26 protein-coding genes are annotated in these 26,777 nt (G+C 69.0%); 16 read left to right on the top strand and 10 right to left on the bottom strand.

The window, feature by feature from the left end; all coding sequences use genetic code 11:
* Positions 1-6: 6 nt before the first annotated feature.
* Positions 7-3,324 carry a peptidoglycan -binding protein gene (locus tag EAT49_RS04380; protein WP_123641072.1) on the top strand — a complete coding sequence of 1,106 codons (3,318 nt, stop codon included), beginning with the start codon at positions 7-9 and terminating at the stop codon, positions 3,322-3,324.
* Here EAT49_RS04380 and EAT49_RS21770 read toward each other — a convergent pair.
* The 3 genes from EAT49_RS21770 to gloB form a co-directional block, all read right to left on the bottom strand.
* Complete coding sequence (locus EAT49_RS21770) at positions 3,321-3,593, bottom strand: hypothetical protein (RefSeq protein ID WP_342773816.1); 273 nt, start codon at positions 3,591-3,593, stop codon at positions 3,321-3,323. The genes EAT49_RS04380 and EAT49_RS21770 overlap by 4 nt on opposite strands.
* A 912-nt stretch (positions 3,594-4,505) precedes the next feature.
* Positions 4,506-6,833 carry an ATP-dependent Clp protease ATP-binding subunit ClpA gene (gene clpA, locus EAT49_RS04370; RefSeq protein WP_123641071.1) on the bottom strand — a complete coding sequence of 776 codons (2,328 nt, stop codon included), beginning with the start codon at positions 6,831-6,833 and terminating at the stop codon, positions 4,506-4,508.
* A gap of 200 nt (positions 6,834-7,033) precedes the next feature.
* On the bottom strand, positions 7,034-7,795 hold the full coding sequence (gene gloB / locus EAT49_RS04365; RefSeq protein WP_123641070.1) for a hydroxyacylglutathione hydrolase: 762 nt from the start codon (positions 7,793-7,795) through the stop codon (positions 7,034-7,036).
* 63 nt (positions 7,796-7,858) lie between these two features.
* On the opposite strand from gloB, the gene EAT49_RS04360 reads away from it, so the two are divergent.
* A complete protein-coding gene (locus tag EAT49_RS04360) occupies positions 7,859-8,626 on the top strand; it encodes a class I SAM-dependent methyltransferase (protein ID WP_123641069.1) in 768 nt (255 codons plus the stop codon).
* A 15-nt stretch (positions 8,627-8,641) separates the two neighbouring features.
* On the opposite strand, the gene EAT49_RS04355 is transcribed toward EAT49_RS04360, so the two are convergent.
* A complete protein-coding gene (locus tag EAT49_RS04355) occupies positions 8,642-9,430 on the bottom strand; it encodes a hypothetical protein (RefSeq protein ID WP_123641068.1) in 789 nt (262 codons plus the stop codon).
* Between the two features lie 395 nt (positions 9,431-9,825).
* Between EAT49_RS04355 and EAT49_RS04350 the strand changes: the two genes are divergently transcribed.
* Genes EAT49_RS04350 through EAT49_RS04330 form a run of 5 tightly spaced genes read left to right on the top strand, consistent with a single transcriptional unit; the run spans position 9,826 to position 14,714 of the window.
* Positions 9,826-10,392 carry a F0F1 ATP synthase subunit delta gene (locus tag EAT49_RS04350; RefSeq protein ID WP_123641067.1) on the top strand — a complete coding sequence of 189 codons (567 nt, stop codon included), beginning with the start codon at positions 9,826-9,828 and terminating at the stop codon, positions 10,390-10,392.
* Positions 10,392-11,927 (top strand): F0F1 ATP synthase subunit alpha, encoded by a 1,536-nt coding sequence (gene atpA, locus EAT49_RS04345; protein ID WP_123641066.1) that lies wholly within the window; start codon positions 10,392-10,394, stop codon positions 11,925-11,927. The genes EAT49_RS04350 and atpA overlap by 1 nt, the downstream gene beginning before the upstream one ends.
* Positions 11,928-11,939: 12 nt before the next feature.
* Positions 11,940-12,824, top strand: a complete 885-nt coding sequence (locus EAT49_RS04340) for a F0F1 ATP synthase subunit gamma (RefSeq protein WP_123641065.1) — start codon at positions 11,940-11,942, stop codon at positions 12,822-12,824.
* 18 nt (positions 12,825-12,842) lie between these two features.
* Positions 12,843-14,267, top strand: coding sequence for a F0F1 ATP synthase subunit beta (gene atpD / locus EAT49_RS04335; protein WP_123641064.1), 1,425 nt, complete (start codon positions 12,843-12,845; stop codon positions 14,265-14,267).
* 9 nt (positions 14,268-14,276) lie between these two features.
* Positions 14,277-14,714 carry a F0F1 ATP synthase subunit epsilon gene (locus tag EAT49_RS04330; protein WP_123641063.1) on the top strand — a complete coding sequence of 146 codons (438 nt, stop codon included), beginning with the start codon at positions 14,277-14,279 and terminating at the stop codon, positions 14,712-14,714.
* Between the two features lie 273 nt (positions 14,715-14,987).
* Here EAT49_RS04330 and EAT49_RS04325 read toward each other — a convergent pair whose 3' ends face one another.
* A complete protein-coding gene (locus EAT49_RS04325; RefSeq protein ID WP_123641062.1) occupies positions 14,988-15,284 on the bottom strand; it encodes a DUF6958 family protein in 297 nt (98 codons plus the stop codon).
* 96 nt (positions 15,285-15,380) lie between these two features.
* Between EAT49_RS04325 and EAT49_RS04320 the strand changes: the two genes are divergently transcribed.
* Both EAT49_RS04320 and EAT49_RS04315 read left to right on the top strand, forming a co-directional pair.
* The gene (locus EAT49_RS04320; protein WP_123641061.1) at positions 15,381-16,598 is read left to right on the top strand and encodes an MFS transporter; all 1,218 of its coding nucleotides are present in this window, start codon (positions 15,381-15,383) and stop codon (positions 16,596-16,598) included.
* A 52-nt stretch (positions 16,599-16,650) separates the two neighbouring features.
* Complete coding sequence (locus tag EAT49_RS04315) at positions 16,651-17,001, top strand: H-type lectin domain-containing protein (RefSeq protein ID WP_123641060.1); 351 nt, start codon at positions 16,651-16,653, stop codon at positions 16,999-17,001.
* Between the two features lie 3 nt (positions 17,002-17,004).
* On the opposite strand, the gene EAT49_RS04310 is transcribed toward EAT49_RS04315, so the two are convergent.
* Complete coding sequence (locus tag EAT49_RS04310; protein WP_123641059.1) at positions 17,005-17,691, bottom strand: NAD-dependent deacylase; 687 nt, start codon at positions 17,689-17,691, stop codon at positions 17,005-17,007.
* 23 nt (positions 17,692-17,714) lie between these two features.
* A complete protein-coding gene (locus tag EAT49_RS04305) occupies positions 17,715-18,026 on the bottom strand; it encodes an arginine transporter (RefSeq protein WP_123641058.1) in 312 nt (103 codons plus the stop codon).
* Positions 18,027-18,222: 196 nt separating this feature from the next.
* Here EAT49_RS04305 and ppk2 point away from each other — a divergent pair, with 196 nt between their 5' ends.
* From ppk2 to wrbA, 5 genes are all read left to right on the top strand, one after another.
* Positions 18,223-19,140, top strand: coding sequence for a polyphosphate kinase 2 (gene ppk2 / locus EAT49_RS04300; RefSeq protein ID WP_123641057.1), 918 nt, complete (start codon positions 18,223-18,225; stop codon positions 19,138-19,140).
* A gap of 10 nt (positions 19,141-19,150) precedes the next feature.
* Entirely contained in the window at positions 19,151-19,585 is a 435-nt protein-coding gene (locus tag EAT49_RS04295; protein ID WP_123641056.1) for a bleomycin resistance protein, read from the top strand.
* 73 nt (positions 19,586-19,658) lie between these two features.
* On the top strand, positions 19,659-21,323 hold the full coding sequence (locus EAT49_RS04290; RefSeq protein ID WP_123641055.1) for an NAD+ synthase: 1,665 nt from the start codon (positions 19,659-19,661) through the stop codon (positions 21,321-21,323).
* A 68-nt stretch (positions 21,324-21,391) separates the two neighbouring features.
* Complete coding sequence (locus EAT49_RS04285) at positions 21,392-21,943, top strand: 2OG-Fe(II) oxygenase (protein ID WP_123641054.1); 552 nt, start codon at positions 21,392-21,394, stop codon at positions 21,941-21,943.
* 98 nt (positions 21,944-22,041) lie between these two features.
* Complete coding sequence (gene wrbA / locus EAT49_RS04280; RefSeq protein ID WP_123641053.1) at positions 22,042-22,662, top strand: NAD(P)H:quinone oxidoreductase; 621 nt, start codon at positions 22,042-22,044, stop codon at positions 22,660-22,662.
* 38 nt (positions 22,663-22,700) lie between these two features.
* On the opposite strand, the gene EAT49_RS04275 is transcribed toward wrbA, so the two are convergent.
* Positions 22,701-23,375 (bottom strand): SGNH/GDSL hydrolase family protein, encoded by a 675-nt coding sequence (locus tag EAT49_RS04275; RefSeq protein ID WP_123641052.1) that lies wholly within the window; start codon positions 23,373-23,375, stop codon positions 22,701-22,703.
* Between the two features lie 57 nt (positions 23,376-23,432).
* On the opposite strand from EAT49_RS04275, the gene EAT49_RS04270 reads away from it, so the two are divergent.
* Complete coding sequence (locus EAT49_RS04270) at positions 23,433-23,861, top strand: DUF1801 domain-containing protein (RefSeq protein WP_123641051.1); 429 nt, start codon at positions 23,433-23,435, stop codon at positions 23,859-23,861.
* 6 nt (positions 23,862-23,867) lie between these two features.
* Here EAT49_RS04270 and EAT49_RS04265 read toward each other — a convergent pair whose 3' ends face one another.
* Together EAT49_RS04265 and EAT49_RS04260 are read right to left on the bottom strand one after the other, a co-directional pair.
* Positions 23,868-24,815 carry a 1-phosphofructokinase family hexose kinase gene (locus EAT49_RS04265; protein WP_123641050.1) on the bottom strand — a complete coding sequence of 316 codons (948 nt, stop codon included), beginning with the start codon at positions 24,813-24,815 and terminating at the stop codon, positions 23,868-23,870.
* Between the two features lie 112 nt (positions 24,816-24,927).
* Positions 24,928-25,320, bottom strand: a complete 393-nt coding sequence (locus tag EAT49_RS04260; RefSeq protein WP_123641049.1) for a metallopeptidase family protein — start codon at positions 25,318-25,320, stop codon at positions 24,928-24,930.
* Positions 25,321-25,380: 60 nt separating this feature from the next.
* On the opposite strand from EAT49_RS04260, the gene gltX reads away from it, so the two are divergent.
* Positions 25,381-26,700, top strand: coding sequence for a glutamate--tRNA ligase (gene gltX / locus EAT49_RS04255; protein ID WP_123641048.1), 1,320 nt, complete (start codon positions 25,381-25,383; stop codon positions 26,698-26,700).
* Positions 26,701-26,777: the final 77 nt, after the last annotated feature.

Raw genomic sequence — 26,777 nt, 5'->3', positions numbered from 1 at the left:
GACGGCATGGCACTGAGCCGCAGGTCGGGATCGCGTTTCCAGGCTTCGATCTGGCCGGGCTTCGTCGATGCGATGACGGGGCTCCTGCTGGTGCTGATGTTCGTCATCACCATCTTCATGGTGCTGCAATACACCCTGCGCGAGACGATTACGGGCCAGGACAGCCGCATTGTCGAACTGACCGAGCAGGTCTCCAGCCTGTCGAACGCGCTGGGCCTCGAACGGGACCGGTCTGCCAATCTGGCCGCGGAGGTCGGCTCTCTCAGCTCGTCGCTCGACGCGCTGGGCGAGGAACGCGCGGCCCAGGAGTCCCGGATCGCGGGGCTCGAGGCGCAGGTGGCGGGGCTGCGTCGGGACCGTGACATGGCCGAGGCCGAGATCGCCGAGCAGGCCGAGACGATCAGCGCCTTCGAGGCGCAGGTGGCGGGCCTTCTGGCCGATCGCTCCGCGGCGGAGGACCGGATCGCGGCGCTGACCGACGAGAGCGAGGCCCTGAGCGAGGAGCGCGACGAACTCGCGGCCGAAAGGGACAGGCTGGTCAACGCCTCCGAGGCCGCGGCGGCGCGGGAGGCAGAGCTGATTTCCGAGCAGGAGGCGTTGAACCTCGCGCTGGCACAGGCGCGGGACGAGATCGACGCCACCGCAGAGGAGGCTCGGCTGGCGGCCGCCCGCAGCGATGCGCTCGAGGCGCTGGTGGCCGATCTGCGGCGCGAGGCCTCCGAGACCGAGGAGTCGCTGGCTTCTCTGGAGGCGGCGCGTGCGGAGGATGCCGAGGCCCTGTCGGAGCTGGAGCGGGAAAGGCTGGCGGAGGCCGCCGCGGCGGAGGCCCTGCGGGAGCGGCTCGAGAATGCGGATGCGGAGCTGACCGCCATGACGCTGGCGCTGGAGGAACAGCGCCGCGAGGCGGAGGAGACGCTGACGCTCCTCGCCGCCGCCCGGTCGGCGCGGGAGGATCTGGACGCGCGTCTGTCGGCGGCGCTGGCGCTTCAGGCCGATCAGGAGGCGCAGGTGCAGCGGCTGTCGGCGGAGCGTAACCGGCTCGACGCGCGGCTTCTGGCGGCGCTCGATCTCGTGTCCTCGACCGAGGAGGAACTGCAGGCGGCCGAGGCGTCGCTGGCATCGATGGCCGCCGAGCAGGCCGATCTCGACAGCCGGCTGGCAACGGCCCTTCTGGCCCAGCGGCAGGCGGAGGCGCTGGCCGCCGAGCGGCAGGAGGAGGCGAGCCGACTCGAAGCGCGACTTGCGGCCGTTCTTCTCGACGTCGAAGCCAACGAGGCTGAGTTGGTGGCGGCGCGGGAGGCGCTGGACGAGGCGGAGGCGGCGCGCAGTTCGCTGAGTGCGCGTCTGGCGGTGGCGCTCTCGGAGGAGGGGGAGGCGACGGCGGGGCTGGCGCAGGTGCAGGCGCTGCTGGAACGCACCATCGCGCGGGCGGAGACGACGGAGGCGGCGCTTCAGGCTCGACTGGCTGAAGAGGTTCTTGCCCGGGAAACGGCGGCTGCGGAGGCCGAGGGTCTGGCGGCGCGGCTGACGGCGGCGCTCGCCGAAGGGGAGGAGGCGGAGGCCGCCCTGGCTGCGGCCGAGGCCGCGTTGCAGGAGACCGAGGTAACGGAAGCCGAGCTGCGCGACCGGCTCGCGGCGGCTATTCTGGCGCGGGAGGGTGCCGAGGCCGAGGCGGAGGACCTGTCAGCGCGGCTTGCGGCGATGCTGGCCTCGGAAGAGGAGCGGGTGGCGGCGCTGTCGGAGGCGGAGACAGAGGTCGCGGATCTGCAGACCCGGCTCGCCTCGGCGGTGCTGGAGCGCGAGGCGGCCCGGGCAGAACAGGCGGCCTTGGCCTCCCGGCTGGCGGACGCGATTGGCTTGCAGGAGACGCTGGGCGAGGAGCTGTCAGCAGCCGCGACGCGGATCGACGATCTGGACGCCCGTCTTGCCGCTGCCCTGGCGGCGGGCGAGGCGGCGGACAGCGACCTGCAGGCAGCCAGGGCGGCGCTGGACGAGGCGCTGCGCGACGCTGAACTGAGCCGGGCGCAGATGCAGGAGCGGCTGGCGGCGGCGGTGCTGGCGCGGGAGGCTGCCGAGGCCGAGGTGAACGCCGCGCTGGCCCGGGCCATCGAAGGGACCGATGCCGCGACAGACCTGTCGGCGCAGGTGGCCTCGCTCGACGCGCGCCTCGCGGCCGCTCTGACCGCGCGGGAGTTGGCCGAGGACGATCTTGCGGCGGCGCAAGAGGCGCTGAGTGCGGCGCTCGAACAGAGCGAGGCGGACCGACGGGAGGCGGAGCGGCGGCTTGCCTCGGCTGTGCTGGCTCAGGAGGCATTGCAGGCGGAGCGGGACGCGGCCCGGGTGGAGGCCTCCACCGCGGCGGCGGAGCGGGCCTCGCTGGAGGAACGGCTGGCGGAGCTGATCCTCTCCCAGGCCGAACTGAGCGACGAGACGGCGGCGCTCGAAGCAGCGCAGCAGGACCTCGAAACGCGGCTCGCCGAGGCGCTGGCCGCGCAGAACCGGGCGGAGCAGGCGGCGGAGGATGCGCGGACCGAGGCGCGACGGCGGGAGGCGCTGCTGGCGACTGCGACGGCGCAGCTCAGCGAGGAAGAGGAGCTGAGCCTCGAGGCGCAACGCGAGGTGCAGCTGCTGAACGAGCAGGTGCGTCAGTTGCGGGACCAGGTGGGCTCCCTTCAGGCGCTGCTCGATCTGGCCGAAGAGGCGGACCGGACCGCCGAGGTGCAGGTCGATGCGCTGGGCGCGCAGCTCAACACCGCGCTCGCCAGGGCGGCGCAGGCGGAGCGGCGTGCGCGCGAGGCCGAGGAAGAGGCGCGCCAGCTGGCCGAGGCCGAGGCAGAGCGACTGGCGGCGGAGGCGGAGAACCTCGAGCAGTACCGCTCGAACTTCTTCGGCGAGATGCGGCGGCTGCTCGAGGGCCGGGAGGATGTGCGGATCGTCGGCGACCGCTTCGTCTTCTCGTCCGAGGTGCTCTTTCCGCCGGGCAGCGCGGAGCTGTCGGCGGCGGGGCAGGGGCAGATCGCCGGGATCGTGGGCCTCTTGCAGGACATCGCGGACGAGGTGCCCGAGGGGATCGACTGGGTGATCCGGGTCGACGGGCATACGGACAACGTGCCGCTCTCGGGCGAGGGCGAATATGCCGACAACTGGGAACTGAGCCAGGCCCGCGCGCTGTCGGTGGTACGCTACATGGAAGAGGCGCTGTCCTTCCCGCCCGAACGGCTGGTCGCGGCGGGGTTTGGCGAGCATCGCCCGCTGGTTGCCGCCGATACGGCAGAGGCAAGAGCGGCGAACCGGCGGATCGAGCTGAAGCTGACGGAGCGCTAGTTCAGCGTCAGGGTGCCGGTGAGGGTTCCGAGGGAGGTCCCGTCCCGCACGAGGCTGGCCGTGGCGGTGTAGGTGCCCGGGAGCCAGCCGCCCGCCGGCGTGCGCCGGCCCGTGGCCCGGAAGAACTGGGCCTGGTCGCGCTCGAGAACGAAGTCGTTTTCCACGAGCGTTTCCCCGCCCCGTGTGATCGCGATGCGCAGGAGGTCGCCCGCTCTCCCGCCGAAGGCATAGGCCCAGAAGACGAGGGCCGGGGAACTGGCGGTGAGCATCGCCGATTGATCGGCGGTTCCGGCCTTGATCGCGGCATAGTCGGGGACGGCCTCGGCCCAGCCGGCGGCGATGAGATCGCCGGGGGTATAGGCGGGCGGTCCTGCCAGAGCGTGTCTGAGGGCGCGGCGCCGCAGGTCTGCGCGGCCGGGGCGAAGGGATCGACGACCGCCCCGTCGCGGCGGACGGCAAAGTGCAGGTGCGGAAATTCGGTCTGCCCGGTCAGGCCCACGGTCCCGAGGGGGCATTCCCGCCCGGTCACCTCGGGCGGGTCGGGGGCGAAGATGTCGCGGTCGGTCTCGGAGGTGCGGGTGGCGGTCACGGTCCCGGCCGCGGCTGCGCGCACCTGCGGAGAGGCGGCGAGGTCGGCGAGAGTGTGGAGGGCGAAATCGGTGCCCTTGTGCCCGTCGTAGGTCAGCGGCCCGCAGTTGAAATCGCGGGCGGCGGGGGAGGGGTCGAGGTCGACGTAGTTCTGGATGAAGCAGGTTTCGCCCAGGGCGCAGTCGAGCGGCTGAACCAGGACGATGTCGGCTGCGGCCGGGAGCGCGAGGAGGGCGACGAGGGGGGCGAGGTGGCGCATGGGCGGACCATAGGGCCGGCGCGCGGTTGGGGAAAGTCGCGGTTTCGCCCCGGCTGCGCCGGGGCGATCCGGCGGGGGCTGCGCCCCGGACAGGGAGACTTCGCGGCCAGATGAGGAGGAGGCGCGGCGCTCCTTTCATCGTGGGAAGGGCAGGGGCGTCGGAGATGGTTCGCGGCTGGCCCCGGGTCCGGATCGGGTCGCGCTATGGTTGCGCGCCGAACTCTCCGCCGTATGTAGCGGGGCGCGCGAGGTCATGGGGTGGGGGCACGTCCTGTGCGCCAGGGCGGCGGCGCAGTGCAGCGCCGCGCGGCAGGGGCCGCGCGGCGCCGGAAGGTCAGTCCGCGGTGAGGAGCGGGGGCTTCTTCGACGAGAGCCGGGGCGCGCCGGGTTCCTGCACCTGCAGGTCGATGGCGCCGTCCTTGACCGCCACCCGCACGAGGCCGCCCTTGGCGAGCTTGCCGAAAAGGAGTTCCTCTGCCAGCGGCTTCTTGATGTGCTCCTGGATCACGCGGCCCAGGGGACGCGCGCCCATCTTGTCGTCGTAGCCCTTGTCGCCGAGCCAGGCGGCGGCCTCGGGCGTGAGCTCGATGGTCACGCCGCGGTCGAGAAGCTGGGCCTCGAGCTGCAGGACGAACTTCTCGACCACCTGGAAGATGACCTCCTTGGGCAGCGGGGCGAAGGAGATGACGGCGTCGAGGCGGTTGCGGAACTCGGGCGTGAACATCCGCTCGATGGCGGCGGTATCCTCGCCCTCGCGCCGGTCGCGGCCGAAGCCGATGGCCTCTTTCGCCTGCTCCTGCGCACCCGCATTCGAGGTCATGATCACGACCACGTTGCGGAAATCCACCGTCCGGCCGTTATGGTCGGTCAGCTTGCCGTGATCCATCACCTGCAGCAGGATGTTGTAGACATCCGGATGCGCCTTCTCGATCTCGTCCAGGAGCAGCACGCAGTGGGGATGCTGGTCCACGCCATCGGTCAGCAGACCGCCCTGGTCAAAGCCGACATAGCCCGGAGGCGCGCCGATCAGGCGGGAGACCGCGTGCTTCTCCATGTATTCGGACATGTCGAAGCGCAGCATCTCTACGCCGAGGATCTGGCTGAGCTGTTTGGCGACCTCGGTCTTGCCCACGCCGGTGGGGCCGGCGAAGAGATAGTTGCCGATCGGCTTTTCCGGCTCGCGCAGGCCGGCACGGGCGAGCTTGATCGCCGAGCTGAGCGCCTCGATCGCGGCATCCTGGCCGAAGACCACGCGCTTCAGCGAGCCTTCGAGGTCCTTCAGCACCTCGGCATCGTCCTTCGAGACGTTCTTGGGCGGGATACGCGCGATCTTGGCCACAACGGCCTCGATCTCCTTCGCGCCGATGGTCTTGCGGCGCTTGCTTTCCGCAACGAGATGCTGGGCCGCCCCGGCCTCGTCGATCACGTCGATGGCCTTGTCGGGCAGCTTGCGGTCGTTGATGTAGCGCGCAGAGAGTTCCACGGCCGACTTGATCGCGTCGCCGGTGTACTTGATCGCGTGATGCTCCTCGAAATAGGGCTTGAGGCCCTTGAGGATCTTGATGGAATCCTCGACCGAAGGCTCTGTCACGTCGATCTTCTGGAACCGGCGCGACAGGGCACGGTCCTTTTCGAAGTGCTGGCGGAACTCCTTGTAGGTCGTGGAGCCCATGCAGCGAAGCTTGCCCCCCTGCAGCGCGGGTTTCAGCAGGTTGGACGCGTCCATGGCGCCGCCAGAGGTCGCCCCCGCGCCGATCACGGTGTGGATCTCGTCGATGAAGAGGACGGCGTCGGGATGCTCTTCAAGTTCCGTGACCACCGCCTTCAGCCGCTCCTCGAAATCGCCGCGGTAGCGCGTGCCGGCGAGGAGCGCGCCCATGTCGAGCGAGAAGATCGTGGCGCCGGAGAGCACCTCGGGAACCTCGCGGGAGACGATCTTTCGCGCGAGGCCTTCCGCGATGGCGGTCTTGCCCACGCCGGGATCGCCCACGAGGAGCGGGTTGTTCTTGCGGCGGCGGCAGAGGACCTGCACGCAGCGTTCCACTTCCTGCTCACGGCCGATGAGCGGATCGACGTCGCCCTTGCGGGCCTTGGCGTTGAGATCCACGCAATACTTCCCGAGCGCGCTTTCCTTCTCGTCCCCGTCGGAGCCCTGAGCCACCGTTTCGTCCTCCGCATCCGTGGCGGAGCCCTGGACCGGGCGGCTTTCGCCGTAGGCCGGGTCCTTGGCGACGCCATGGGCGATGAAATTGACCGCATCGTACCGCGTCATGTCCTGGGCCTGCAGGAAATAGGCGGCGTTGGACTCGCGCTCGGCGAAGATCGCGACGAGCACGTTGGCGCCCGTCACCTCGGTCCGGCCCGAGGACTGGACGTGAATGGCGGCGCGCTGGATCACGCGCTGGAAGGCGGCTGTGGGCACGGCTTCGGACCCGTCGACCTCTGTCACCAGGGTGGCGAGATCGTCCTCGATGAATTCCTCGAGGCTGCGGCGCAGCTCGTCGAGGTCGACCGAACATGCCTTCATCACCCGCGCGGCGTCAGGCTCGTCGATGAGCGCGAGCAGCAGGTGTTCGAGCGTGGCCAGTTCGTGACGGCGGGCATTGGCGAGCGCCAGCGCCGCGTGGATGGACTGCTCTAGCGTGGTCGAGAAAGACGGCACGGGACGTGCTCCTTTCGCTTCGGGGTCGGCGGGGGATGCCCCGCGCAACCGTGGCCTCGTAGTCTTAAAGTTCGCTTTCGTCCGCGATCCTTCAAGGTCTTTTTTGTCGATGCGCGCTCACATCGGATGTTAACGCGTGTTACCGGGCCGTGATCCCTCGGTGCTTGCCGAAATTTCCGCCGCGGCGGAAACGGGCGGGATCAGAACCTGTCCTTGCGGGCGCGGACTTCGGCGAAAACCTCGGCGGCGGGCGCATCGCCCATGCCGACGCCGGTCCTTACTGGAAGGGCGTCGGCGCGCAGGAAGGGGTTGGTCTCCAGCTCTTCCTTGAGCGTCGAGGGAACGGTCGGGCGACCCTCCGCCCGGGCCGCGTCTATGGCGTCTGCCCGAGAAATAAGCTTCGGATTGTCCGGTTCAATGGTCAGGGCGAACCGGGCGTTCGAGGCGGTGTATTCATGTCCCGAACAGACGAGGGTTTCCGGCGGCAGGGCGGCGAGCTTCTGCAGGCTCTCCCACATCTGCGTGGCCGTGCCTTCGAAGAGACGGCCGCACCCGAGGGCCATCAGGCTGTCGGCGGTAAAGACGATACCCGAGGCGGGGAAGTGGAAGGCGAGATGGCCGACCGTGTGGCCGGAGACATCGAGAACGGTCACCGCCTCGCCGCAGACCGTGAGCGGATCGCCCTCGGCGACCGAGAGATCGAGGGGTGGCAGGCGGTGCGCGTCGGCCGCGGCGCCGATGACGCGTGCGCCGGGGCGCAGGGCCTCCACGGCCTCGACGTGATCGCCATGGTGATGGGTGATCAGGATATCCGACAGGCGCCAGCCCCGGCGTGCCAGCTCGGTCTCGATCGGCGCGGCCTCAGGCGCGTCGACCAGGGCCGTGGCGCCGGAAGCGGCGTCATGCACGAGAAAGGCGTAATTGTCCTGGCGGCAGGGAATCGTGACGAGGTCGAGGGTCATGGCGCTCCCGCAATCTGCTGGTATGCTCGACCCCGAGCGTGACCTGACCGGGGACCGGGTGCAATGCATCTCGACGTCGTGGACCTGCGGGGGTTCTATTATCGCAGTCCGCTGGGGCGCGCGGCGCAGAAGGTGATCCGCGATGAACTGGTGCGGATGTGGCCGAGGCCGGACGGGCTCAGCGTGCTCGGCTTCGGCTTCGCGGTGCCGCTGCTGCGCCCGTTTCTTGCGGAGGCGCGCCGGGTCGTGGCGCTGATGCCGGGGCCGCAGGGCGTGATGCCCTGGCCAGCGGGCATGCCGAATGTCAGCGTCCTCTGCCGCGAAACGCTCTGGCCGGTGTCCACGGGGACCGTGGACCGGCTGGTGATGCTGCATGGCCTCGAGACCTCGGAGCATGTCTCTGCGGTGCTCGGAGAGGCTTGGCGGGTGCTGGCGCCGGAGGGCCGGGCGGTCTTCGTGGTGCCGAATCGCCAGGGGCTGTGGTCGCGCTCGGACCGTACGCCCTTCGGCTATGGCCGACCCTATTCGCTGGGGCAGCTCGAGGCGCAGCTGAAGGCGCACCGGTTCCAGATCGAACAGGCGATCTCCACGCTTTACCAGCCTCCGTCGGAACGAAAGGGGTGGCGGCGGTCGGCCGCGGTGATGGAAAGCGTGGGCCGGCATGTGCCGGTGTTCAAGGCGGGCGGCGTGCTTATGGTCGAGGTGAGCAAGCAGGTCGTCTCGCCCATGCGCCCGGGGCTGCCGGAGGCGGTGACGCGACCGCTGAAGGTGCTCGAGGGCATCGGTCAGCCTGCGCCGCAACCGTCGCGGCGCGAGGGCGGTGGCCCGTGAAGTCCGGATGTCCGATCAGACGCTGAAATCGATCTCGGAGGCGATCTCCCGATCGAAATAGAGTTCGGGGTCCTCGTTGATGGCGCCCGTGACCGTTCCGTCGGGACGCGTCACCGTGCGCCCGAGGTCGATGCGCAGGAGGTGGCTCGCGAGCGTCTCGGGAAACTCGCCCGCCGCGTCGAGGTCCCTGCGGTCGAGCCAGTCCGAGCGCGACAGGTAGACGTCGAGCCAGGCGGTGCGGGCGATCCCGTCCTCGATCTCGGCCTCGGCGCGTCCGTGGAGGAGATGCAGGTGCCCGGTGGGGTCCTCGGCGAATTCGAGGGCGAGCACCTCCTCGGGATCGGAGAGATCCACCACTTCGACCTCGGGCGCACCCGGGCCGCAGATGTCGATCAGGACCTCCTTCGGCACCTCCGGCGCGGGAGCGTCGGCAGACGCGGGTGCCGCGGGCTCCGCCGGCACGTCGTCCCCGGCGGCCGACGCGGAGTCCGATCCCGCATCGTGCTCTTCGGCGGGAGGCGCGGCGGCCCGGGGCGCTGGCGTCGGGTCCTGGTCCCCGGGGGCGACCTCGGGCGCGGCTGCCTCGTCCGTCGGCTCGCGGCGCCGGAGCGTCAGGGCGCTGCGCAACAGGCCGAGGGTCTGTCCGTCGTCCGGGCCTTCGAGGACCTCGTCGCGATAGGCGTCGACCGCCCCTTCCGCGAGACCCGGGCGGGCGCGCATCAGGGACCGGCCCACATAGGCGAGGGCGGCAAGGGACAGGGCGATGACGGCGATGTCGAAGACCATGGGGACCATGCCGGACAATGCCCGGCCTCCAGCAGGATTGATCCCGAACCAATGACGGGCCAAGGCGGCGCCAATTGGGCGGCAATGGGGAACGATCGTGCCGCGCGGCGCATTCCCGGAAGGACATGCCGCGTTGCGGCGCAGGCCCGCGTGTCGCCGTTCCTCCGGGCGAATGGCACAAAGCGTCGCACCCTTCGCAGGAGCCTTCCCGCGCTGGCGACCGCCCCGCGGGCCTCCGCCGCTTGGCGGTTGCCCCACCCCGGACGCTCTGCTACATCGCCCCTGATTTTGCGGCCCCCGGGGGATTTCGGGACGCGAACATACCGCCTGACCCAGCCGACACCCCGAGGGCGCCGGATGGATCGGGCTGAACGATAATCGGGGACCGGAACAGGTTCCGCACGATCGAAAGGGTGGACGTGTCCGAACCAGCTTCGATTTCATCCGGCATCGCCGAGCGGTACGCCACCGCTGTTTTCGACCTGATGAAGGAGGAAGGCGCGCTCGACGGGCTATCCGCCGACCTCGACGCCCTCGGAACCGCGCTGGACGAGAGCGGGGACCTTCGGGACCTGATCTCCTCGCCGGTCTACAGCCGCGACCAGCAGGGCACCGCGATGACCGCGCTCGCGCAGAAGATGGGCCTCTCGGCCACCGTCACCAACGTTCTCGGCCTCATGGCCCAGAAACGCCGTCTTTTCGTGCTGCCGCACATGCTGCGCGCGCTGCGTCGCCGGCTTTCGGTGGAGCGGGGCGAGGTCGAGGCCGACGTGATTTCCGCCAAGCCGCTGTCCGACACGCAGTCCGCCGAGCTCGAGAAGATGCTGACGGCCGGCGAAGGCAAGACCGTCAAGATCAACCAGTCCGTCGATGAAAGCCTCATCGGCGGTCTCGTCATCAAGGTGGGCAGCCGGATGATCGACACGTCGATCAAGTCGAAGCTCGCCCAACTCCAGACCGTTATGAAAGAGGCACGCTAATGGCGATCCAAGCTGCGGAAATCTCTGCGATCCTGAAGGACCAGATCAAGAACTTCGGCCAGGAGGCCGAAGTCTCCGAAGTGGGTCGGGTGCTGTCGGTCGGCGACGGCATCGCGCGCGTCTACGGCCTCGACCAGATCCAGGCGGGCGAGATGGTCGAGTTCCCGGGCGGCATCATGGGTATGGCGCTGAACCTCGAGACCGACAACGTCGGCGTCGTGATCTTCGGCTCCGACCGCGACATCGCCGAGGGCGACACGGTCAAGCGCACCAAGTCGATCGTGGACGTGCCCGCGGGCGAGGCCCTGCTGGGCCGTGTCGTGGACGGTCTCGGCAACCCGCTCGACGGCAAGGGCGAGATCAAGGCCTCCGAGCGTCGCGTCGCGGACGTGAAGGCGCCGGGCATCATCCCGCGCAAATCGGTGCATGAGCCCATGGCCACGGGCCTGAAGGCGATCGACGCCATGATCCCGATCGGCCGCGGCCAGCGCGAGCTGATCATCGGCGACCGCCAGACCGGCAAGACCGCCGTGGCGCTCGACACGATCCTGAACCAGAAGTCCTACAACGACGCCGCGACCGACGAGAGCCAGAAGCTCTACTGCATCTACGTCGCCGTGGGCCAGAAGCGCTCGACCGTGGCGCAACTGGTGAAGCGTCTCGAGGAAACCGGCGCGATCGAGTATTCCATCGTCGTGGCGGCCACTGCCTCCGAGCCTGCGCCGATGCAGTTCCTGGCCCCCTATGCCGCGACCGCGATGGCCGAGTATTTCCGCGACAACGGCAAGCACGCGCTGATCATCTACGACGACCTGTCGAAGCAGGCCGTGGCCTACCGCCAGATGTCGCTGCTGCTGCGCCGCCCGCCGGGCCGCGAGGCCTATCCGGGCGACGTCTTTTACCTCCACTCGCGCCTGCTGGAGCGGTCCGCGAAGCTGAACGAGGATCACGGCGCGGGGTCTCTGACGGCACTGCCGATCATCGAGACCCAGGGCGGCGACGTGTCGGCCTTCATCCCGACCAACGTCATCTCGATCACCGATGGCCAGATCTTCCTCGAGACCGAACTCTTCTATCAGGGCATTCGTCCGGCCGTGAACACCGGTCTGTCGGTCAGCCGCGTGGGCTCCGCCGCGCAGACCAACTCGATGAAATCGGTCGCAGGTCCGGTGAAGCTGGAGCTGGCTCAGTACCGTGAGATGGCGGCCTTCGCGCAGTTCGGCTCCGATCTCGACGCGGCCACGCAGAAGCTGCTCAACCGCGGCGCGCGCCTGACGGAGCTGATGAAGCAGCCGCAGTATTCGCCGCTCACGAACGCGGAGATCGTCTGCGTGATCTTCGCGGGGACCGAGGGCTTCCTCGACAAGGTGCCGGTGAACAAGGTCGGCGCCTTCGAGAAGGGCCTCCTGAACCACCTGCGCCACAACCGGACCGACATCCTCGACTGGATCACCAACGAGGACCCGAAGATCAAGGGCGACGCCGCCGACAAGCTGAAGGCCGCGATCGACGAGTTCGCCAAAGATTTCGCGTAAGGGGCCGGAGAGATGGCCAACCTCAAGGACCTCAAGAACCGGATCTCGTCGGTCAAGTCGACCCGCAAGATCACCAAGGCGATGCAGATGGTCGCTGCCGCCAAGCTGCGCCGGGCGCAGGAGGCGGCGGAGATGTCGCGTCCCTATGCCGAACGGTTCAACGCGGTGATGGCGACGCTGGCGAAATCCGTGGGCGACAGCGAAAGCGCGCCGAAGCTGCTGGCCGGAACCGGCAAGCAGGACGTGCATCTCCTGGTGGTGATGACGGCCGAGCGCGGGCTTTGCGGCGGCTTCAACTCCAACATCGCCAAGCTGGCGCGGACCCATGCCGAGCGGCTGCTCGGCGAGGGCAAGACCGTGAAGATCCTCACCGTCGGAAAGAAGGGCCGGGACGTGCTGAAGCGCGGCTACGCGGACCACTTCGTCGGTCATGTGGATCTCTCGGACGTCAAGCGCATCGGCTATGCCGAGGCGCAGGGCATCGCGAAGGACGTGCTGAACCGGTTCGACGAGGGCGAGTTCGACGTGGCGACGATCTTCTACTCGAAGTTCGTCAACGTCGTGACCCAGGAGCCGACGGCGCAGCAGGTGATCCCCGCATCCTACGGGGAAGCCGAAGAGGAGGAGGCGACGGGGTCCGGCGCGCTCTATGATTACGAGCCGTCCGAGGAGGAGATCCTCGCCGACCTGCTGCCGCGCGGGGTGGCCACGCAGATCTTCTCGGCGCTTCTCGAGAACGGCGCGTCCGAGCAAGGCGCACGGATGACGGCGATGGACAACGCCACACGGAACGCCGGGGAAATGATCGACAAGCTGACGATCGAGTTCAATCGGACCCGCCAGGCGGTGATCACCAACGAGCTGATCGAGATTATTTCGGGCGCCGAGGCGCTCTAGAGGACGAGGACAACGATAATGGCCACTGCCACCGGAAAGATCACCCAGGTCATCGGCGCCGTCGTCGACGTGCAGTTCGACGGCCACCTGCCGGCGATCCTGAACGCGCTGACGACCGACAACAACGGCAAGCTCCTGACCCTCGAGGTCGCCCAGCACCTGGGCGAGGCGACGGTCCGGACCATCGCCATGGACGCGACCGAGGGCCTCGTGCGGGGCCAGCCGGTCGAGGATCTGGGCCGGCCCATCTCGGTGCCCGTTGGCAACGCGACCCTGGGACGGATCCTCAACGTCACCGGCGACCCGATCGACGAGAAGGGCCCGGTGAACGCCACGGAGTCCCGTCCGATCCACGCTCCTGCGCCCGAGTTCAGCGAGCAGTCCACCGAGGCCGAGATCCTCGTGACCGGCATCAAGGTCGTGGACCTGCTGGCCCCCTATTCCAAGGGCGGCAAGATCGGCCTCTTCGGCGGCGCCGGCGTGGGCAAGACGGTTCTGATCCAGGAGCTGATCAACAACATCGCCAAGGTGCACTCGGGCTTCTCGGTCTTCGCCGGTGTGGGCGAGCGGACCCGTGAGGGCAACGACCTCTACTACGAGATGATGGAAGGCGGCGTCATCAACGAGGAAAACCTCGAGGAATCGAAGGTGGCGCTCGTCTACGGCCAGATGAACGAGCCTCCGGGCGCCCGGGCCCGCGTGGCGCTGACCGGCCTGACGCTGGCCGAGCAGTTCCGCGACCAGTCGGGGACGGACGTGCTGTTCTTCGTGGACAACATCTTCCGCTTCACCCAGGCGGGCTCCGAGGTGTCGGCGCTTCTGGGACGGATCCCCTCGGCGGTGGGCTATCAGCCGACGCTGGCCACCGACATGGGCGCGCTGCAGGAGCGGATCACCTCGACCCGCGCGGGCTCCATCACCTCGGTGCAGGCGATCTACGTGCCCGCGGACGACCTGACCGACCCCGCGCCGGCCACATCCTTCGCCCACCTCGACGCCACGACCGTTCTGTCGCGCGCGATCTCCGAGCTGGGCATCTACCCGGCGGTGGATCCGCTCGACTCCACCTCCCGGATCCTCGATCCGCAGGTGGTGGGCGAGGAGCACTACCAGGTGGCCCGGGACGTGCAGGGGATCCTCCAGCGTTACAAGTCGCTGCAGGACATCATCGCGATCCTCGGCATGGACGAGCTTTCCGAAGAGGACAAGCTGACCGTGGCCCGGGCCCGCAAGATCCAGCGCTTCCTGTCGCAGCCCTTCGACGTTGCGAAGGTCTTCACGGGCGTCGACGGCGTGCAGGTGCCGCTGGAGGAGACGATCTCGTCCTTCAAGGCCGTTGTGGCGGGCGAGTACGATCATCTGCCCGAGGCGGCCTTCTACATGGTCGGCGGGATCAAGGACGTGATCGCCAAGGCCGAGCGCATGGCCGCGTCGGCGGCGTAAGGAGCGGGCATGGCTGACAGCTTCACCTTCGACCTCGTGAGCCCGGAGCGCCGCCTCGCGCGCACCGAGGTGACCGAGGTCCAGATTCCCGGCGCGGACGGCGACATGACGGCCATGGCCGACCACGCCCCGACGATCACCACCCTGCGTCCGGGGATCCTGCGCGCGGGTTCGGGCGGGGACATGGCGGAATACGTCGTCTCGGGCGGCTTCGCCGAGATCGGCGCCGGTGGCGTCACCGTGCTTGCCGAGCAGGCAGTGCCGCGGGCCGAGATGACCCAGGAGATCATGAACGCCATGCTGGAGGAGGCCAAGAACGCCTACCGCAAGGCGCAGGAGACCTGGGAGAACGAGCCGGGCCTCGTCGACGACGCGGCGAAGCTCTTGTCGGACATGGTTGCGGTGGGCGGACATATCGGCCTTTCGACGGACCAGGCGAACCTCTGATCGCCATCCGGCGCGGCGGTGGCGGCGGCCCCTCCGGGGGCCGTTTCGCGTTTCCGGCCCTGCGTCTCGGGTAATTCCGGCCAGAAGAACCCAGAGCGCCGTGCCTGCTGCCTCACTCCGGGCTGTGGCGGGTGAACGCGACGGCCACGCCCCACGATCACGGTTCCGCCGCCGCGGCTCATCCGGACGACGGTCACGAGCCGCGCCAGAAGCGACGCGAAGGCCGCGACGAAGACCAAGCCAGGCGTTGGAACGTAGGGGTGTCGCGGTCCTTCAGGCGCTTCGGTAGAGCCGCACGGGCGGCTTCGGCGCGCGGGCGATCACGCCCTTGGCCTCGAGGTCGAGCTGGACGCACTTCAGCCACCAACCCGCGGTCTTGCCTTCCGGAAAGAGATCCTCGGGAAGGGCGGGCAGCAGCGCTGCCTTGGCTTCCGGCACGGTGAGTCCCGGTGCCGCGTCGGGCAGGACCGGCAGGAGCGCCGCGCGCATGGCCTCGTACTTGGCGCGATTCACCCTCTCGGTGCGCCCCGGTGTGTTCGGATTCTCCACCTCGATCCTGTCGTCCGCCATGACGGCCCTCCCGTTTCGACCATTGGCCGCGAGAGGCTTCACGGCGTCAAGCCTTGACGCTTGACCTTGGGGCCGGGCGGGCGCATTCGCCGGTTCATGCCGCGCTCCATGGTCTTCATCCTCGCCACTCTGCTGATCGACGCGATCGGCATCGGCATCGTCTTTCCGATCCTCCCGGAGTTGATGCTGCGCGTGGGTGCCGAAGACGTGGCGCAGGGGTCCGTCTGGGGCGGCGTTCTGATGGCTTCCTATGCCGCCACGCAGTTCTTCTTCGCACCCGTGGTGGGAGGACTGTCGGATGCCTACGGCCGCAAGCCGATCCTGATCGCGGCGCTGGTCCTTCTGGCTCTCGACTATGTCCTGATGGCGCTGGCAGGGACCTTCTGGCTGCTGCTTCTGGGCCGGGCGCTCGCGGGGATGTCCGGGGCGACCTACGTGACCGCCACCGCCTATATCGCCGATGTCTCGAAGAAGGAGGACCGGGCCGCAAATTTTGGCCTTATCGGCGCTGCCTTCGGGATCGGTTTCGTGCTCGGGCCGATCATCGGCGGGCTTGCCGCGTCGATCCATGTCACGGCGCCCTTCTGGATCGCGGCGGGGCTGTCGGCCGCCAATGCGATCTTCGGCATCGTGGCGCTGCCGGAGAGCCTGAAGCCCGAGCATCGGCGGCCCTTCCGGCGGTCGGACCTGAACCCCTTCGCCACCATCGTGAACGCCTTCCGGGTGCCGCTTCTGGCGCTCCCTCTGGTCCTGCTCTTCGTCTTCGAGTTCGCCAACATGGTCTACCCGACGATCTGGGCCTTCTACCTGACCGCACTCTTCGACTGGACGCCTGCGGCGATCGGGGCGACGCTGGCCTTCTACGGGATCGGCGTTGCGTTCACCCAAGGCGTGCTGATGCGCCCGCTGATCCGGACGCTGGGCGAGGGCGGGACTCTGTGGCTGGCCGTGATCTGCGGGCTGATTGCCATGGTGGGGCTGGGTTTCGCCAACGCGGTCTGGATGGTGCTCGTGCTGACCGCCTTCGCCTGCCTGAGCGACATGGCGCCCGCGACGATGACCGCCATGACGGCGAACCGGGTGGGCGAGGACCGGCAGGGGCTCGTGCAGGGGGTGATCGCCGCGCTCGCCGCGATCTCGGCAATCCTGTCGCCGCTCGTGGTCACGCGGATCTTCGAGATCCATGCCGACGACAGAGGTCCCTATCTGCCCGGGGCGCCGTTCCTGTTCTCGGCACTGCTGATCGTGGCCATTCTGCCGCTCCTGCCCCGATTGATCCGCGAGGGGCGCGCGGATGCCCTCAAAAACCCATAGTCTTCGGGAATTCGGGTCGTTAACGCTCTGGAAGGCACGACGTCTGCACAGGATGAAGAAACTCCGGCACCATCTCATCGGCGTGGACCAGGGCGACGTGGTCCTGTTCTCGGATTTCCAGAACGACGGCGAGATGTGGACCGGGCACGGGCCGCGCCGCATCGCGAGGACCGTGGCCTTTTCCGAGGCTTTTCTGGAGCCCCCCGCGGTCAGTGTCTCGCTGACGATGTGGGACATCGCGGACGGCGCGAACGCCCGCGCGGACGTCTCCGCCGAGGAGGTGACGGCCGAAGACTTCGAGATCGTCTTCCGGACATGGGGTGACACGCGCGTGGCACGGGTGCGGGTGGGCTGGACGGCGGTGGGTGAGATCGCCGACGAGGATCACTGGGACATCAGGTGAGGCTCAGGCCGCGGGCCCGGAAAGGGTTTCGACCCAGTCCGGGACGGTGCGTGTCGCGGGGCCGGTCAGTCGCCTGTCGAACCTGCTGGACGTGGGCTCGAGGTTGAGTTCCAGCGTCTCGGCGCCCGCAGCGGCGGCAAGTTCCACGAAGCCGGCGGCGGGATAGACCTCGCCGCTCGTGCCGATCGCCACGAAGAGATCGGCGGCGGAGAGGGCGGCGTCGATCTCGTCGAGATGCCGTGGGACCTCGCCGAACCACACGACGTCGGGGCGGGACGTGGTCCGGTCGCAGGCCGGGCAGGGCGTGGTTTCGTCCATGGCGAGGGGTGCGGTCCAGCGGTGTCCGCAGGCGGCGCAGAGCGCGCCCGCGAGGGTGCCGTGCATGTGAAGCGGACGGCTCCCGGCGGCTTCGTGCAGCGCGTCGACGTTCTGGGTGATCAGCGTGACCCTGTGGCGGGGATCCGCCTCGAGCCGGGCGATCGCGTGGTGGGCGGCGTTGGGTCCCGCCTTTGCAGCTTCGTGCCGGCGCATGGCGTAGAAGGCATGGACCCGGGCCGGATCGCGCGCATAGGCCTCGGGGGTCGCCACATCCTCGATGCGGAAGCGCGCCCAGAGGCCGCCCGCGTCGCGGAAGGTGCCGAGACCGCTTTCGGCGGAAATGCCCGCCCCGGTGAGGATTACGATGTTCACCGACGCGCCCTCGACTCCGGCCGTCAGCCGCAGGCCGTGCGCGCGGCGTTCACGAACCGGTCGTAGGTGCGCCACATCTCTTCGGCGCGTGGACGGTCGTCGAGCTTCATCTCCTGAAGCTTCTCGGGGTCGCGGATGTAGCGCGCGGTTTCGCGCTGCTCCGCGCGGCTCAGGGTCCGGCCCGCCACCTGGTCGATACAGGAACAGAGCCGCGGGGTGGCGGCGGAGCGGCCAGCGGACATGCAGGCCTGCCCCACCTCGCCCGTGGGACGACTGCCGCCTCCGCCGCAGGATGCAAGCGCGAGAACCGCCAGAACGAGTAAAAGACGATGCATGGCCCTGCCCGTTTCGCGGCCCCGACCGGCCGCCCGATTGTTCGTGCCGCGCCCCCGTTTTCGGGTGGTTTGCGCCATCTTGCCTGTGCCGGAACAATGCCCGAGCATGGGACGCCTGACAAGCCGCAGCGGCTTCGTGTCAATGAAACCGTCACAGGGACGTGATCAGATGGTCGGGCAGCAACCGGAGGGACAGATGGACGACGAGACCGGGCAGGGCGCGCAGGACTGGCTCGAGGCGGAGCTGGCCGACACGCTCGACGAGGACTACGAGATCGAGCTCGAGGATGCCGTCCTGTCGATGAAGATCCGCGAGATATACCGCAAGGCCCATGGCCCCTCGATCCCGCGGCCCGACTATTTCCGGGCGCTGCTGCATCTGCAGGCGGAGCTGATCAAGCTGCAGGACTGGGTGACCCATACCGGGCAGAAGGTCGTGATCATCTTCGAGGGCCGCGACAGCGCCGGGAAGGGCGGCGTGATCAAGCGCATCGCCCAGCGGCTCAACCCGCGCGTGGTCCGGACCGTCGCGCTGCCCGCGCCGTCGGATCGGGAAAAGACCCAGTGGTATTTTCAGCGTTATGTCCCGCACCTGCCTGCGGGGGGTGAAATCGTGCTTTTCGACCGGTCGTGGTACAATCGTTCGGGCGTGGAGCGGGTGATGGGCTTCGCCACCGAGGACCAGGTGGAACAATTCTTCCAGGACGTGCCGGAGTTCGAGCGGATGCTGGTGCGGTCGGGCATCCGGCTGGTGAAATACTGGTTCTCGATCACCGACGAGGAGCAGCAGATGCGGTTTCTCATGCGCATCCACGATCCGCTGAAGCAGTGGAAACTGAGCCCTATGGACCTGCAGAGCCGCGTGCGCTGGGAGGATTATACCAAGGCCAAGGAAGAGACCTTCGCCCGCACCAACATCCCCGAGGCGCCGTGGTACGTGGTGCCCGGCAACGACAAGAAGCGCGCGCGGCTCAACTGCATGGATCACCTGCTGTCGCTCTTCCCCTACGAGGAGGTGCCGCACGAGGAGATCGTCCTGCCTGAGCGGGTCTACAACCCGGATTACGAACGCTCGGCCCTGCCTGCGGAGCTCTACGTGCCGTCGAAATACTGAGGACCGGGCCTTGGGCAACGCCCTCGTTCCGGAGTTCGCGGTCTCCGACTGGCAAGCGTCGCGGGCATTCTATTGCGATGTCCTCGGGTTCGACTGCCTTTACGAGCGGCCGGAGGAGGGGTTCTGCTATCTCCGGCTCGGCGAGGCGGAACTGATGATCGACCAGATCGGGTTCGGCCGCACCTTCGGGGGCCGGCACCGGCCGGACGCTCATCCCTTCGGCAGGGGGCTCAACGTCCAGATCCGCGTGCCCACGATCGCTCCGCTGGTCGCGGCCCTTGCCGGGTGCGGCCACCCGCTCGTCCTGCCGGTCGAAGAGAAATGGTACCGCCTCGGACCGCAGAAGGCCGGGCAGAGGCAGTTCGTGGTCGCGGACCCGGACGGTTATCTGCTGCGGTTCCACGAGGAGCTGGGCCTGCGCCCGCGACGCGGGAGCGCGGCCTGACAGTCGATCCCCCGCCAACCTTCCCCTCGCCCCCCGGTCTGCTACATGGGGCTGACCGGCAAGAGGACTGCCCATGACCGACCACTTCCGCCTGACGATCGCACAACTGAATGCCTGCGTGGGGGACCTCGCCGGCAACGCGGCGCAGGCGCGCGAGGCGTGGGAAGCCGGGCGTGCGGCGGGGGCGGGCATGGTGGCGCTGCCCGAGATGTTTCTCGCGGGCTACCAAGCGCAGGATCTGGTGATGAAGCCCGCATTCGTGGCCGATTGCCGGGTGCATCTGGAGCGGCTGGCGCAGGACTGCGCCGATGGCCCCGCGTTGGGGATCGGCGCGCCAATGGTCGAGGGCGGCCAACTCTTCAACTGCTATGTCGTGCTGGAGAAGGGGACGATGCGGGCGGTCATGCGCAAACATCACCTGCCCAACTACACCGTGTTCGACGAGAGGCGGGTGTTTGCCTCGGGTCCGATATCCGGGCCCTACCGCCTTGCCGCGGGCGGGCCTCGGATCGGCACGCCGATCTGCGAGGACGCCTGGTTTCCCGATGTGGCCGAGACCATGGCCGAAAGCGGAGCGGAGATCCTTCTCGTGCCCAACGGCTCTCCCTACTTCCGGGAGAAGTTCGACATCCGACTCAACCAGATGGTGGCGCGGGTGACGGAAACCGGGCTCCCGCTGATCTATCTCAACCTCGTTGGCGGGCAGGACGACCAGGTGTTCGATGGCGGCTCCTTCGTGCTGAACCGGCACGGCGCGCTGGCCGGGCGGCTGCCTGTGTTCGAGGAGGCGCTCAGGCACGTCGATTTCGTCCATAACGGCGAGGGCTGGCACGCCGAGGCGGGCGAGGAGGCGCCGTTCCCGATGAGCCTCGAGCAGGACTGGCACGCCATGGTCCTGTCGCTGAGGGATTACCTGAAGAAGACCGGGTTCTCGAAGGTGCTGCTGGGCCTCTCGGGCGGCATCGACAGTGCGGCGGTGGCGGCTGTGGCGGTGGATGCGCTGGGGCCGGACAACGTGCGCGGCGTTATGCTGCCCTCCGAATACACGTCCGAGACCTCGCTGGACGATGCGCGGGCGGTGGCGGCGAACCTCGGTATGCGGCTCGACACGGTACCCATCGCGGGCGTGCGCGCGGCGGCGACTGCGGCGCTGGCGCCCCTGTTCCAGGGGCTCGCCGAGGATATCACCGAGGAGAACCTGCAGAGCCGCATCCGCGGGATGCTGCTCATGGCGCAATCCAACAAGTTCGGGGAGATGCTGCTGACCACGGGCAACAAGTCCGAGGTCGCCGTGGGCTATGCCACGATCTATGGCGACATGTCGGGCGGCTACAACCCGATCAAGGATCTCTACAAGACCCGGGTCTTCGAGATCTGCCGCTGGCGGAACGGCTGTCACCGCCCGTGGATGGAGGGGCCGGCGGGCGAGGTGATTCCCGAGCGGGTGATCGCGAAGCCGCCTTCGGCGGAGCTGAAGCCGGACCAGAAGGACGAGGACAGCCTGCCACCCTACGAGGTGCTGGACGACATCCTGCGTCGTCTGGTGGACGAGGAGGCCAGCGTCTCGGACTGCGTCGCGGCGGGCCACGACCGGGACACGGTGAAGAAGGTGGAGCACCTCCTCTACATAAGCGAATACAAGCGCTTCCAGGCCGCTCCGGGCACCAGGCTGTCGATGCGCGCGTTCTGGCTCGATCGGCGCTATCCGATCGTGAACCGCTGGCGCGACCCCGGCTGAGGTCGCTTTCCGCCCACCGCGTCGCTGCTGGCGATGCAGCGGCCGCCGGCCATGGGCAGAGACGGCCCATGCTGACACCTGCAACGATCCCCGACTCCTTCTCAAAGGCGGACTGCCTTCGCATCCTGTCCCTGACCGAAGCCGCCCCGGCGGCGGAGGCGCGGCTTGTGGGGCGCCAGCGCGACCACAACCTGCGCCGCGCCGATCTTGTCTGGATCGACGACCTGCCGGGGGCGGAATGGGTGATGTCCCGCATCGTGGAGGTCACGGCACGGGTCAACCGGGAGGTCTTCGGCTTCGATCTCGAGGCTTTCGAGGAAAGCGCGCAGGTCGCCACCTACCGGGCCGAGAAGGCGGGCCATTTCGACTGGCATGCCGATATCGGAGACGGGCCGCTGGCCGCGCGGCGCAAGCTGACGCTGGTGGTACAGCTGTCCGACCCCGCCGATTATGCGGGCGGCGTTCTCGAAGTGATGCCTTCGGCGCAGGTCCATTCCGCCGAGCGCGCGCAGGGGGCGGCGACAGCCTTTCCCGCCTTTCTGCTGCACCGCGTCACGCCCGTGACCGAGGGGACGCGCCATTCCCTGACCGTCTGGGCGCATGGGTCGGCCTTTCGCTGAACCCTGTGCGCAGGCGCGCAGGAGCGGAGAGGTTTTGCCGGATTGGTTCAGACGACACAGCGAATAGGTCAGTGTGGCAACAGTAACCGGAGGCTGGAATGACCACGCCCAAGATCGCGATCGTCTACTATTCGACTTATGGCACCAATCACCGCATGGCCGAGATCGCCGCCGAGGCGGCGCGGGCCGCGGGTGCCGAAGTCCGCCTGCGCCGGGTGCGCGAGACCGCTCCGGCCGAGGTGGTCGCCGGCCAGGACGCCTGGGCCGCCGCCGCCGAGAAGCAGTCCGACGTCCCCGAGGCGACGCTGGAGGACATGGAGTGGGCCGACGCCTACTTCTTCTCCGCCCCCACCCGTTTCGGTCAGGTGGCGAGCCAGATGCGCGCCTTCATCGACACGCTGGGCCCGCTGTGGCAGCAGGGCAAGCTGGCCGACAAGGCCTTCACCGCCGTGACCTCCGCCCAGAACCCCAACGGCGGGCAGGAGACGACGCTGCAGGGCCTCTACATCACCGCCATGCACTGGGGCGCGGTGCTCGTGCCTCCGGGCTACACCGACGCGGTGAAATTCGAGGACGGGGGCAATCCCTACGGGTTCTCGACCGTCGCCGGCAAGGTGGACGAGATGGCCGAACGCTCCATCGCGCATCAGGCCAAGCGGCTCGTGACCGTCGCGCGCCGGCTCGTGCCCCTGCTCGACGCGGAGCGGGACGCTGCGTAACCGATCGCCTGTCCGTAGGCCGGGGCAGAGGCGCCGGCCTACGGGCTCGCCGCGATGATCCCGGCGACGAGACGACCGATGCGCCGGGACGCATCGACCGAAGGGTGGATGCGGTCGGGCGCGTAGTCCGCCGCCGTTGCCGGATCGATCAACGGTCCGGCATCGGCGAGGGTCAGGGCCGGCACGATGCGGGCGAGCCGGTCAAGGCGCGCGTCAAGCTCGTCGAACGCGCCCCGGCAGGCGGTGAAGGGCGTCGGCGGGCCTTCGGGACTGTCGTAGTAGAGCACCCAGACGATCCGGGCACCGCTCGCCGCAACCCGTGCCACGAACTCCGGCACCTCGCCGGTCCGGCCGTCGGCGGAAATCAGGCCGTCGAGGGTCTCCGAACAGGAGACGCACCCGCACTCGGCGCGCAGGTCGTTAGCGCCGCCGGTCATGACCACCCACTCGGTCGGCGCGAAGTCGAACTGGGTGCGAATGTCGAGGCCGAAGAGGCGCGCAATCCCTGTGTCGTGAGAAAAACGGGCGCCTGACACGGCCCGGTTCTCGACGGGGCGATCGAGCGTCCGGGCGAGGACATCGGCGACTGCGCCCCGCCGCAGCGCATTCCAGGTCATGACGCTGTCGCCCAGCACGACGATCCGATCCTGCGCAAGCGCGGAGGTGCAGGTCAGCAGCAGGGCAACCGCACCACCGAGACTCCATCGTTTCATGCAAGGCCTCCGCTCGGCTAGTCTGCCGATCAGTTAGGGCTGCAAGGAGATCGCGCCATGACCGGCAATGTGACCCGACCGACAGGGGCGGATGTCGCCGCCTTTCTGGAGGCGGTCGAGCATCCCGTCCGGCGCACAGACGGGCTCGCTCTCGACCGCTTGTTTCGCAGGGTCACCGGCTGGACTCCGCGCCTCTGGGGCGCGTCCCTCGTGGGCTACGGCAGCTATCGCTACACCTACGAAAGCGGCCGGGAGGGCGACATGCTCGCCACCGGGTTCAGCCCGCGCAAGGCGGCGCTCTCGATCTACGTCATGCCGGGCTATGCCCGGATGGACGATCTCCTCGCCCGCCTCGGCAAGCACCGAATGGGCAAGGCCTGTCTCCATGTGACGAAGCTTTCCGACATCGACATGGACGTGCTCGAGGCGATCCTGCGCCGGGGTCTTGAGGATCTTGCCGCGCGCTACCCCGTCACGCCGTCGTGACGCGCCTCAGAGAGCGGTGATCACGCAGGCGGGCAGCAGCCGGTCGAAATCCTCGCGGTGGCAGAGCTGGGTGCCCGGCGTGGTCACCGCGGCACTCGCCGCGGCGGCGCCGAAGCGCAGCGCCTCCTCGAGCGTCTCGCCCTGGGCGAGGCCCATGGTGAACCCGCCGACGAAGCTGTCGCCCGCGCCGACGACGGAATCCACCCGCACGGGCGCCGCGGAGACATGGACCCGGCTGTCCCGCGTGGCCATGACCGATCCGTCCGCGCCGCGCGCGATGATCACCACCCGCGCCGCGCCCCGCTCCACCAGTGACCGGGCGAAGGCGGCACTGTCCTCGCGCCGGGCGAGGGGGCGGCGGGCCAGCTCCTCGCCCTCGTGCTGGTCCATGCGCAGGACGAAGGGCGGCTTCTCCTGCCCCGCCGCGAGATGGGCGAGGGTGGGGCCGGACGTGTCGAGGATGACGTCCTCGTCGGTATCCGCGAAATCGCTGCAGATCCGGGCATAGAGATCGGGCGCGGCCCCCGACGGCCCGCTGCCCGAAAGCACGAGATAGCCGTCCCCCGTCGCCGCGCTCTTCAGCGCCGCCCGCGCCGCGTCGATATCCGCGCGCGACCAGTCGGGGCCGGGCAACATGAAGCGGAACTGGTCGCCCGAGGAGAGATCCGTCACCGCAAGGCTCTGCCGCGTCTCGCCCGGGGCGGGATGTACCACGGGCGTAAGCCCGGCCGCCTCGAGCAGCGTCAGCAGGGCGTGGCCTGTATCGCCGCCGAGCGCCACGAAGCAGCGCGCGGACCCGCGGAGCTGCTTGACCGCGCGCGCGACGTTGAGCCCGCCGCCGCCCGGGTCGGTGTCGGGCGGGCTGCAGCGCAGCTTGACGTTGGGCTGCACGCCCGCGACCGCGGTGGCGAGGTCGAGGGCGGGGTTCAGGGTGACGGTCAGGATGTCACGCATGGCTCTGGGTTCCTCGTTCGGGACCGGATCGCCGTTGGCGCTAACACGGGCGGCGCGCCGGGTGAAGGGGCGGGTGCACGGGCCGGGCTGCAGCCCGGCGTCGCCTGTCCGTCTACGTCCACCATTCGTCGATTGCGGCGATATCCTCGTCGGACCAGCCGAAATGATGGGCGAATTCGTGGACGGTGATATGCGTGACAAGCTCGGTCAGCGTCACGTTCCCGCGCTCGGCCCATTCGTCCAGGATCGGCCGGCGGAAGAGCCAGACCGTGTCGGGCCGCAACGCCACGTCCATCACCGACTTTTCCGTCATCGGCACGCCGTCGTAGAGGCCGGTCAGTTCGAAGGGCTCCGCCTCCATGTCGCGCAGGATATCGTCCGGCGGGAAATCCACCACCCGCAGGGCGACGGCGCGGGCCGCCGGCCGGAACGCCTCGGGCAGGGCCTCCACGGCCTCGCGGGCGATCTCCTCGATCTCGTCGGCGGTGGGGGCGGTGCGGTCCATTGGCTCCATATGGACAAAGCGGCCCGCCTGTGGAAGAGCGCCCGGCGACAGGAGGCCCCCATGACCGTCACCCGCTTCGCCCCGTCGCCCACGGGATACCTGCACATCGGCAACCTGCGCGCCGCGCTCTTCAACCACGCCATCGCGCGGCAGGGCGGGGGGACCTTCATCCTGCGGATCGACGACACCGATCCCGAACGGTCGGAAGAACGCTATGTCGAGGCGATCCGCGAGGACCTGACCTGGCTCGGCCTCTCCTGGGACCGGGAGGAGCGGCAGTCCCTCCGCCTCGAGCGCTACATGGAGGCGAGGGATCGGCTGATCGCCATGGGGCGGCTCTACGAATGCTTCGAGACGCCGACCGAGCTCGACCTCAAGCGGAAGAAGCAGCTCAACATGGGCCGTCCGCCGGTCTACGACCGCGCCGCGCTGGCGCTCTCCGAGGCGGAGAAGGACCGCCTGCGCGCGGAGCGGGGCGGCTACTGGCGCTTCAAGCTCGACCACGAGCGGATCGAGTGGGAGGACGGCATCCTCGGCCCCATCTCCATCGACGCGGCCAGCGTGTCGGACCCGGTGCTGATCCGCGCGGACGGACAGGTGCTCTATACCCTCGCCTCGGTTGTGGACGATACCGAAATGGGGATCACCGACGTGGTGCGCGGCTCGGACCATGTGACGAACACGGCAACGCAGATCCAGATCATCGAGGCGCTCGGCGGCGCGGTGCCGCGCTTTGCCCATCATTCGCTGCTGACCGGCCCCCAGGGCGAGGCCCTGTCGAAGCGCCTCGGCACGCTCAGCCTGCGCGACCTGCGCGCGCGGGGGATCGCGCCGCTGGCGGTGCTGTCGCTGATGGCGCGCCTCGGCTCGTCGCAGCCGGTGGAACTGCGCGGCAGCGTGGAGGAGGTGACCGCGGGCTTCGATCTCTCTTCCTTCGGGTCCGCGCCGACCAAGTTCGATAGCGAGGACCTCGTGCCGCTCACCCACCGCTGGCTCGTCGCCCGCCCGTTCGAGGAGGTGGCCGAGGACGTGCGCGCGCTGGGTGTGCCCGACGCCCTCGCGCCCGTGTTCTGGGAGGTTGTGCGCGAGAACATCGACACGCTGGCGGACATGGCCGGCTGGTGGCGGCTCTTCTACGAGGGCGGCGAGGCGAAGGTCGAGGAGGAGGATCGCGACTTCGTGGAAGAGGCGCTGACCCTGCTCGGCGATCCGCCCTACGGCCCCGAGGCCTGGGGCGAGTGGACCGCCGCCGTGCGGGAGGAGACAGGCCGCAAGGGCAAGGCGCTCTTCATGCCCCTCCGCCGCGCGGTCACGGGCATGGACCGCGGCCCGGAGATGGCCGACGTGATGCGCCTGATGCAGGTCAAGCCGCGCCTCTGAGGGCGCCCTTCCGGCGGTCCGCCCGCGGATCGCCCCCTGGCGCCCCGCCCCCTCCTCATCTGGCCGGAAATACTCCC

Source organism: Histidinibacterium lentulum, from assembly GCF_003789055.1.
Lineage (GTDB): Bacteria > Pseudomonadota > Alphaproteobacteria > Rhodobacterales > Rhodobacteraceae > Oceanicola > Oceanicola lentulus.
The sequence above is the reverse complement of the archived record's forward strand: the minus strand, read 5'-3'. Positions and strand labels throughout refer to the sequence as shown.

Bases quoted from the DNA above. Each gene is read 5' to 3' on its own strand.
- EAT49_RS04260 (WP_123641049.1), bottom strand. From the start codon at position 25,320: ATGGACCGCACCGCCCCCACCGCCGACGAGATCGAGGAGATCGCCCGC.
- EAT49_RS04340 (WP_123641065.1), top strand. From the start codon at position 11,940: ATGGCCAACCTCAAGGACCTCAAGAACCGGATCTCGTCGGTCAAGTCG.
- EAT49_RS04305 (WP_123641058.1), bottom strand. From the start codon at position 18,026: ATGCATCGTCTTTTACTCGTTCTGGCGGTTCTCGCGCTTGCATCCTGC.
- EAT49_RS04330 (WP_123641063.1), top strand. From the start codon at position 14,277: ATGGCTGACAGCTTCACCTTCGACCTCGTGAGCCCGGAGCGCCGCCTC.
- EAT49_RS04285 (WP_123641054.1), top strand. From the start codon at position 21,392: ATGCTGACACCTGCAACGATCCCCGACTCCTTCTCAAAGGCGGACTGC.
- EAT49_RS04360 (WP_123641069.1), top strand. From the start codon at position 7,859: ATGCATCTCGACGTCGTGGACCTGCGGGGGTTCTATTATCGCAGTCCG.
- ppk2 (WP_123641057.1), top strand. From the start codon at position 18,223: ATGGACGACGAGACCGGGCAGGGCGCGCAGGACTGGCTCGAGGCGGAG.
- EAT49_RS04275 (WP_123641052.1), bottom strand. From the start codon at position 23,375: ATGAAACGATGGAGTCTCGGTGGTGCGGTTGCCCTGCTGCTGACCTGC.
- EAT49_RS04380 (WP_123641072.1), top strand. From the start codon at position 7: ATGGCACTGAGCCGCAGGTCGGGATCGCGTTTCCAGGCTTCGATCTGG.
- EAT49_RS04290 (WP_123641055.1), top strand. From the start codon at position 19,659: ATGACCGACCACTTCCGCCTGACGATCGCACAACTGAATGCCTGCGTG.
- EAT49_RS04265 (WP_123641050.1), bottom strand. From the start codon at position 24,815: ATGCGTGACATCCTGACCGTCACCCTGAACCCCGCCCTCGACCTCGCC.
- atpD (WP_123641064.1), top strand. From the start codon at position 12,843: ATGGCCACTGCCACCGGAAAGATCACCCAGGTCATCGGCGCCGTCGTC.
- EAT49_RS21770 (WP_342773816.1), bottom strand. From the start codon at position 3,593: ATGCTCACCGCCAGTTCCCCGGCCCTCGTCTTCTGGGCCTATGCCTTC.
- EAT49_RS04320 (WP_123641061.1), top strand. From the start codon at position 15,381: ATGCCGCGCTCCATGGTCTTCATCCTCGCCACTCTGCTGATCGACGCG.
- atpA (WP_123641066.1), top strand. From the start codon at position 10,392: ATGGCGATCCAAGCTGCGGAAATCTCTGCGATCCTGAAGGACCAGATC.
- EAT49_RS04315 (WP_123641060.1), top strand. From the start codon at position 16,651: ATGAAGAAACTCCGGCACCATCTCATCGGCGTGGACCAGGGCGACGTG.
- EAT49_RS04325 (WP_123641062.1), bottom strand. From the start codon at position 15,284: ATGGCGGACGACAGGATCGAGGTGGAGAATCCGAACACACCGGGGCGC.
- EAT49_RS04270 (WP_123641051.1), top strand. From the start codon at position 23,433: ATGACCGGCAATGTGACCCGACCGACAGGGGCGGATGTCGCCGCCTTT.
- gltX (WP_123641048.1), top strand. From the start codon at position 25,381: ATGACCGTCACCCGCTTCGCCCCGTCGCCCACGGGATACCTGCACATC.
- wrbA (WP_123641053.1), top strand. From the start codon at position 22,042: ATGACCACGCCCAAGATCGCGATCGTCTACTATTCGACTTATGGCACC.
- gloB (WP_123641070.1), bottom strand. From the start codon at position 7,795: ATGACCCTCGACCTCGTCACGATTCCCTGCCGCCAGGACAATTACGCC.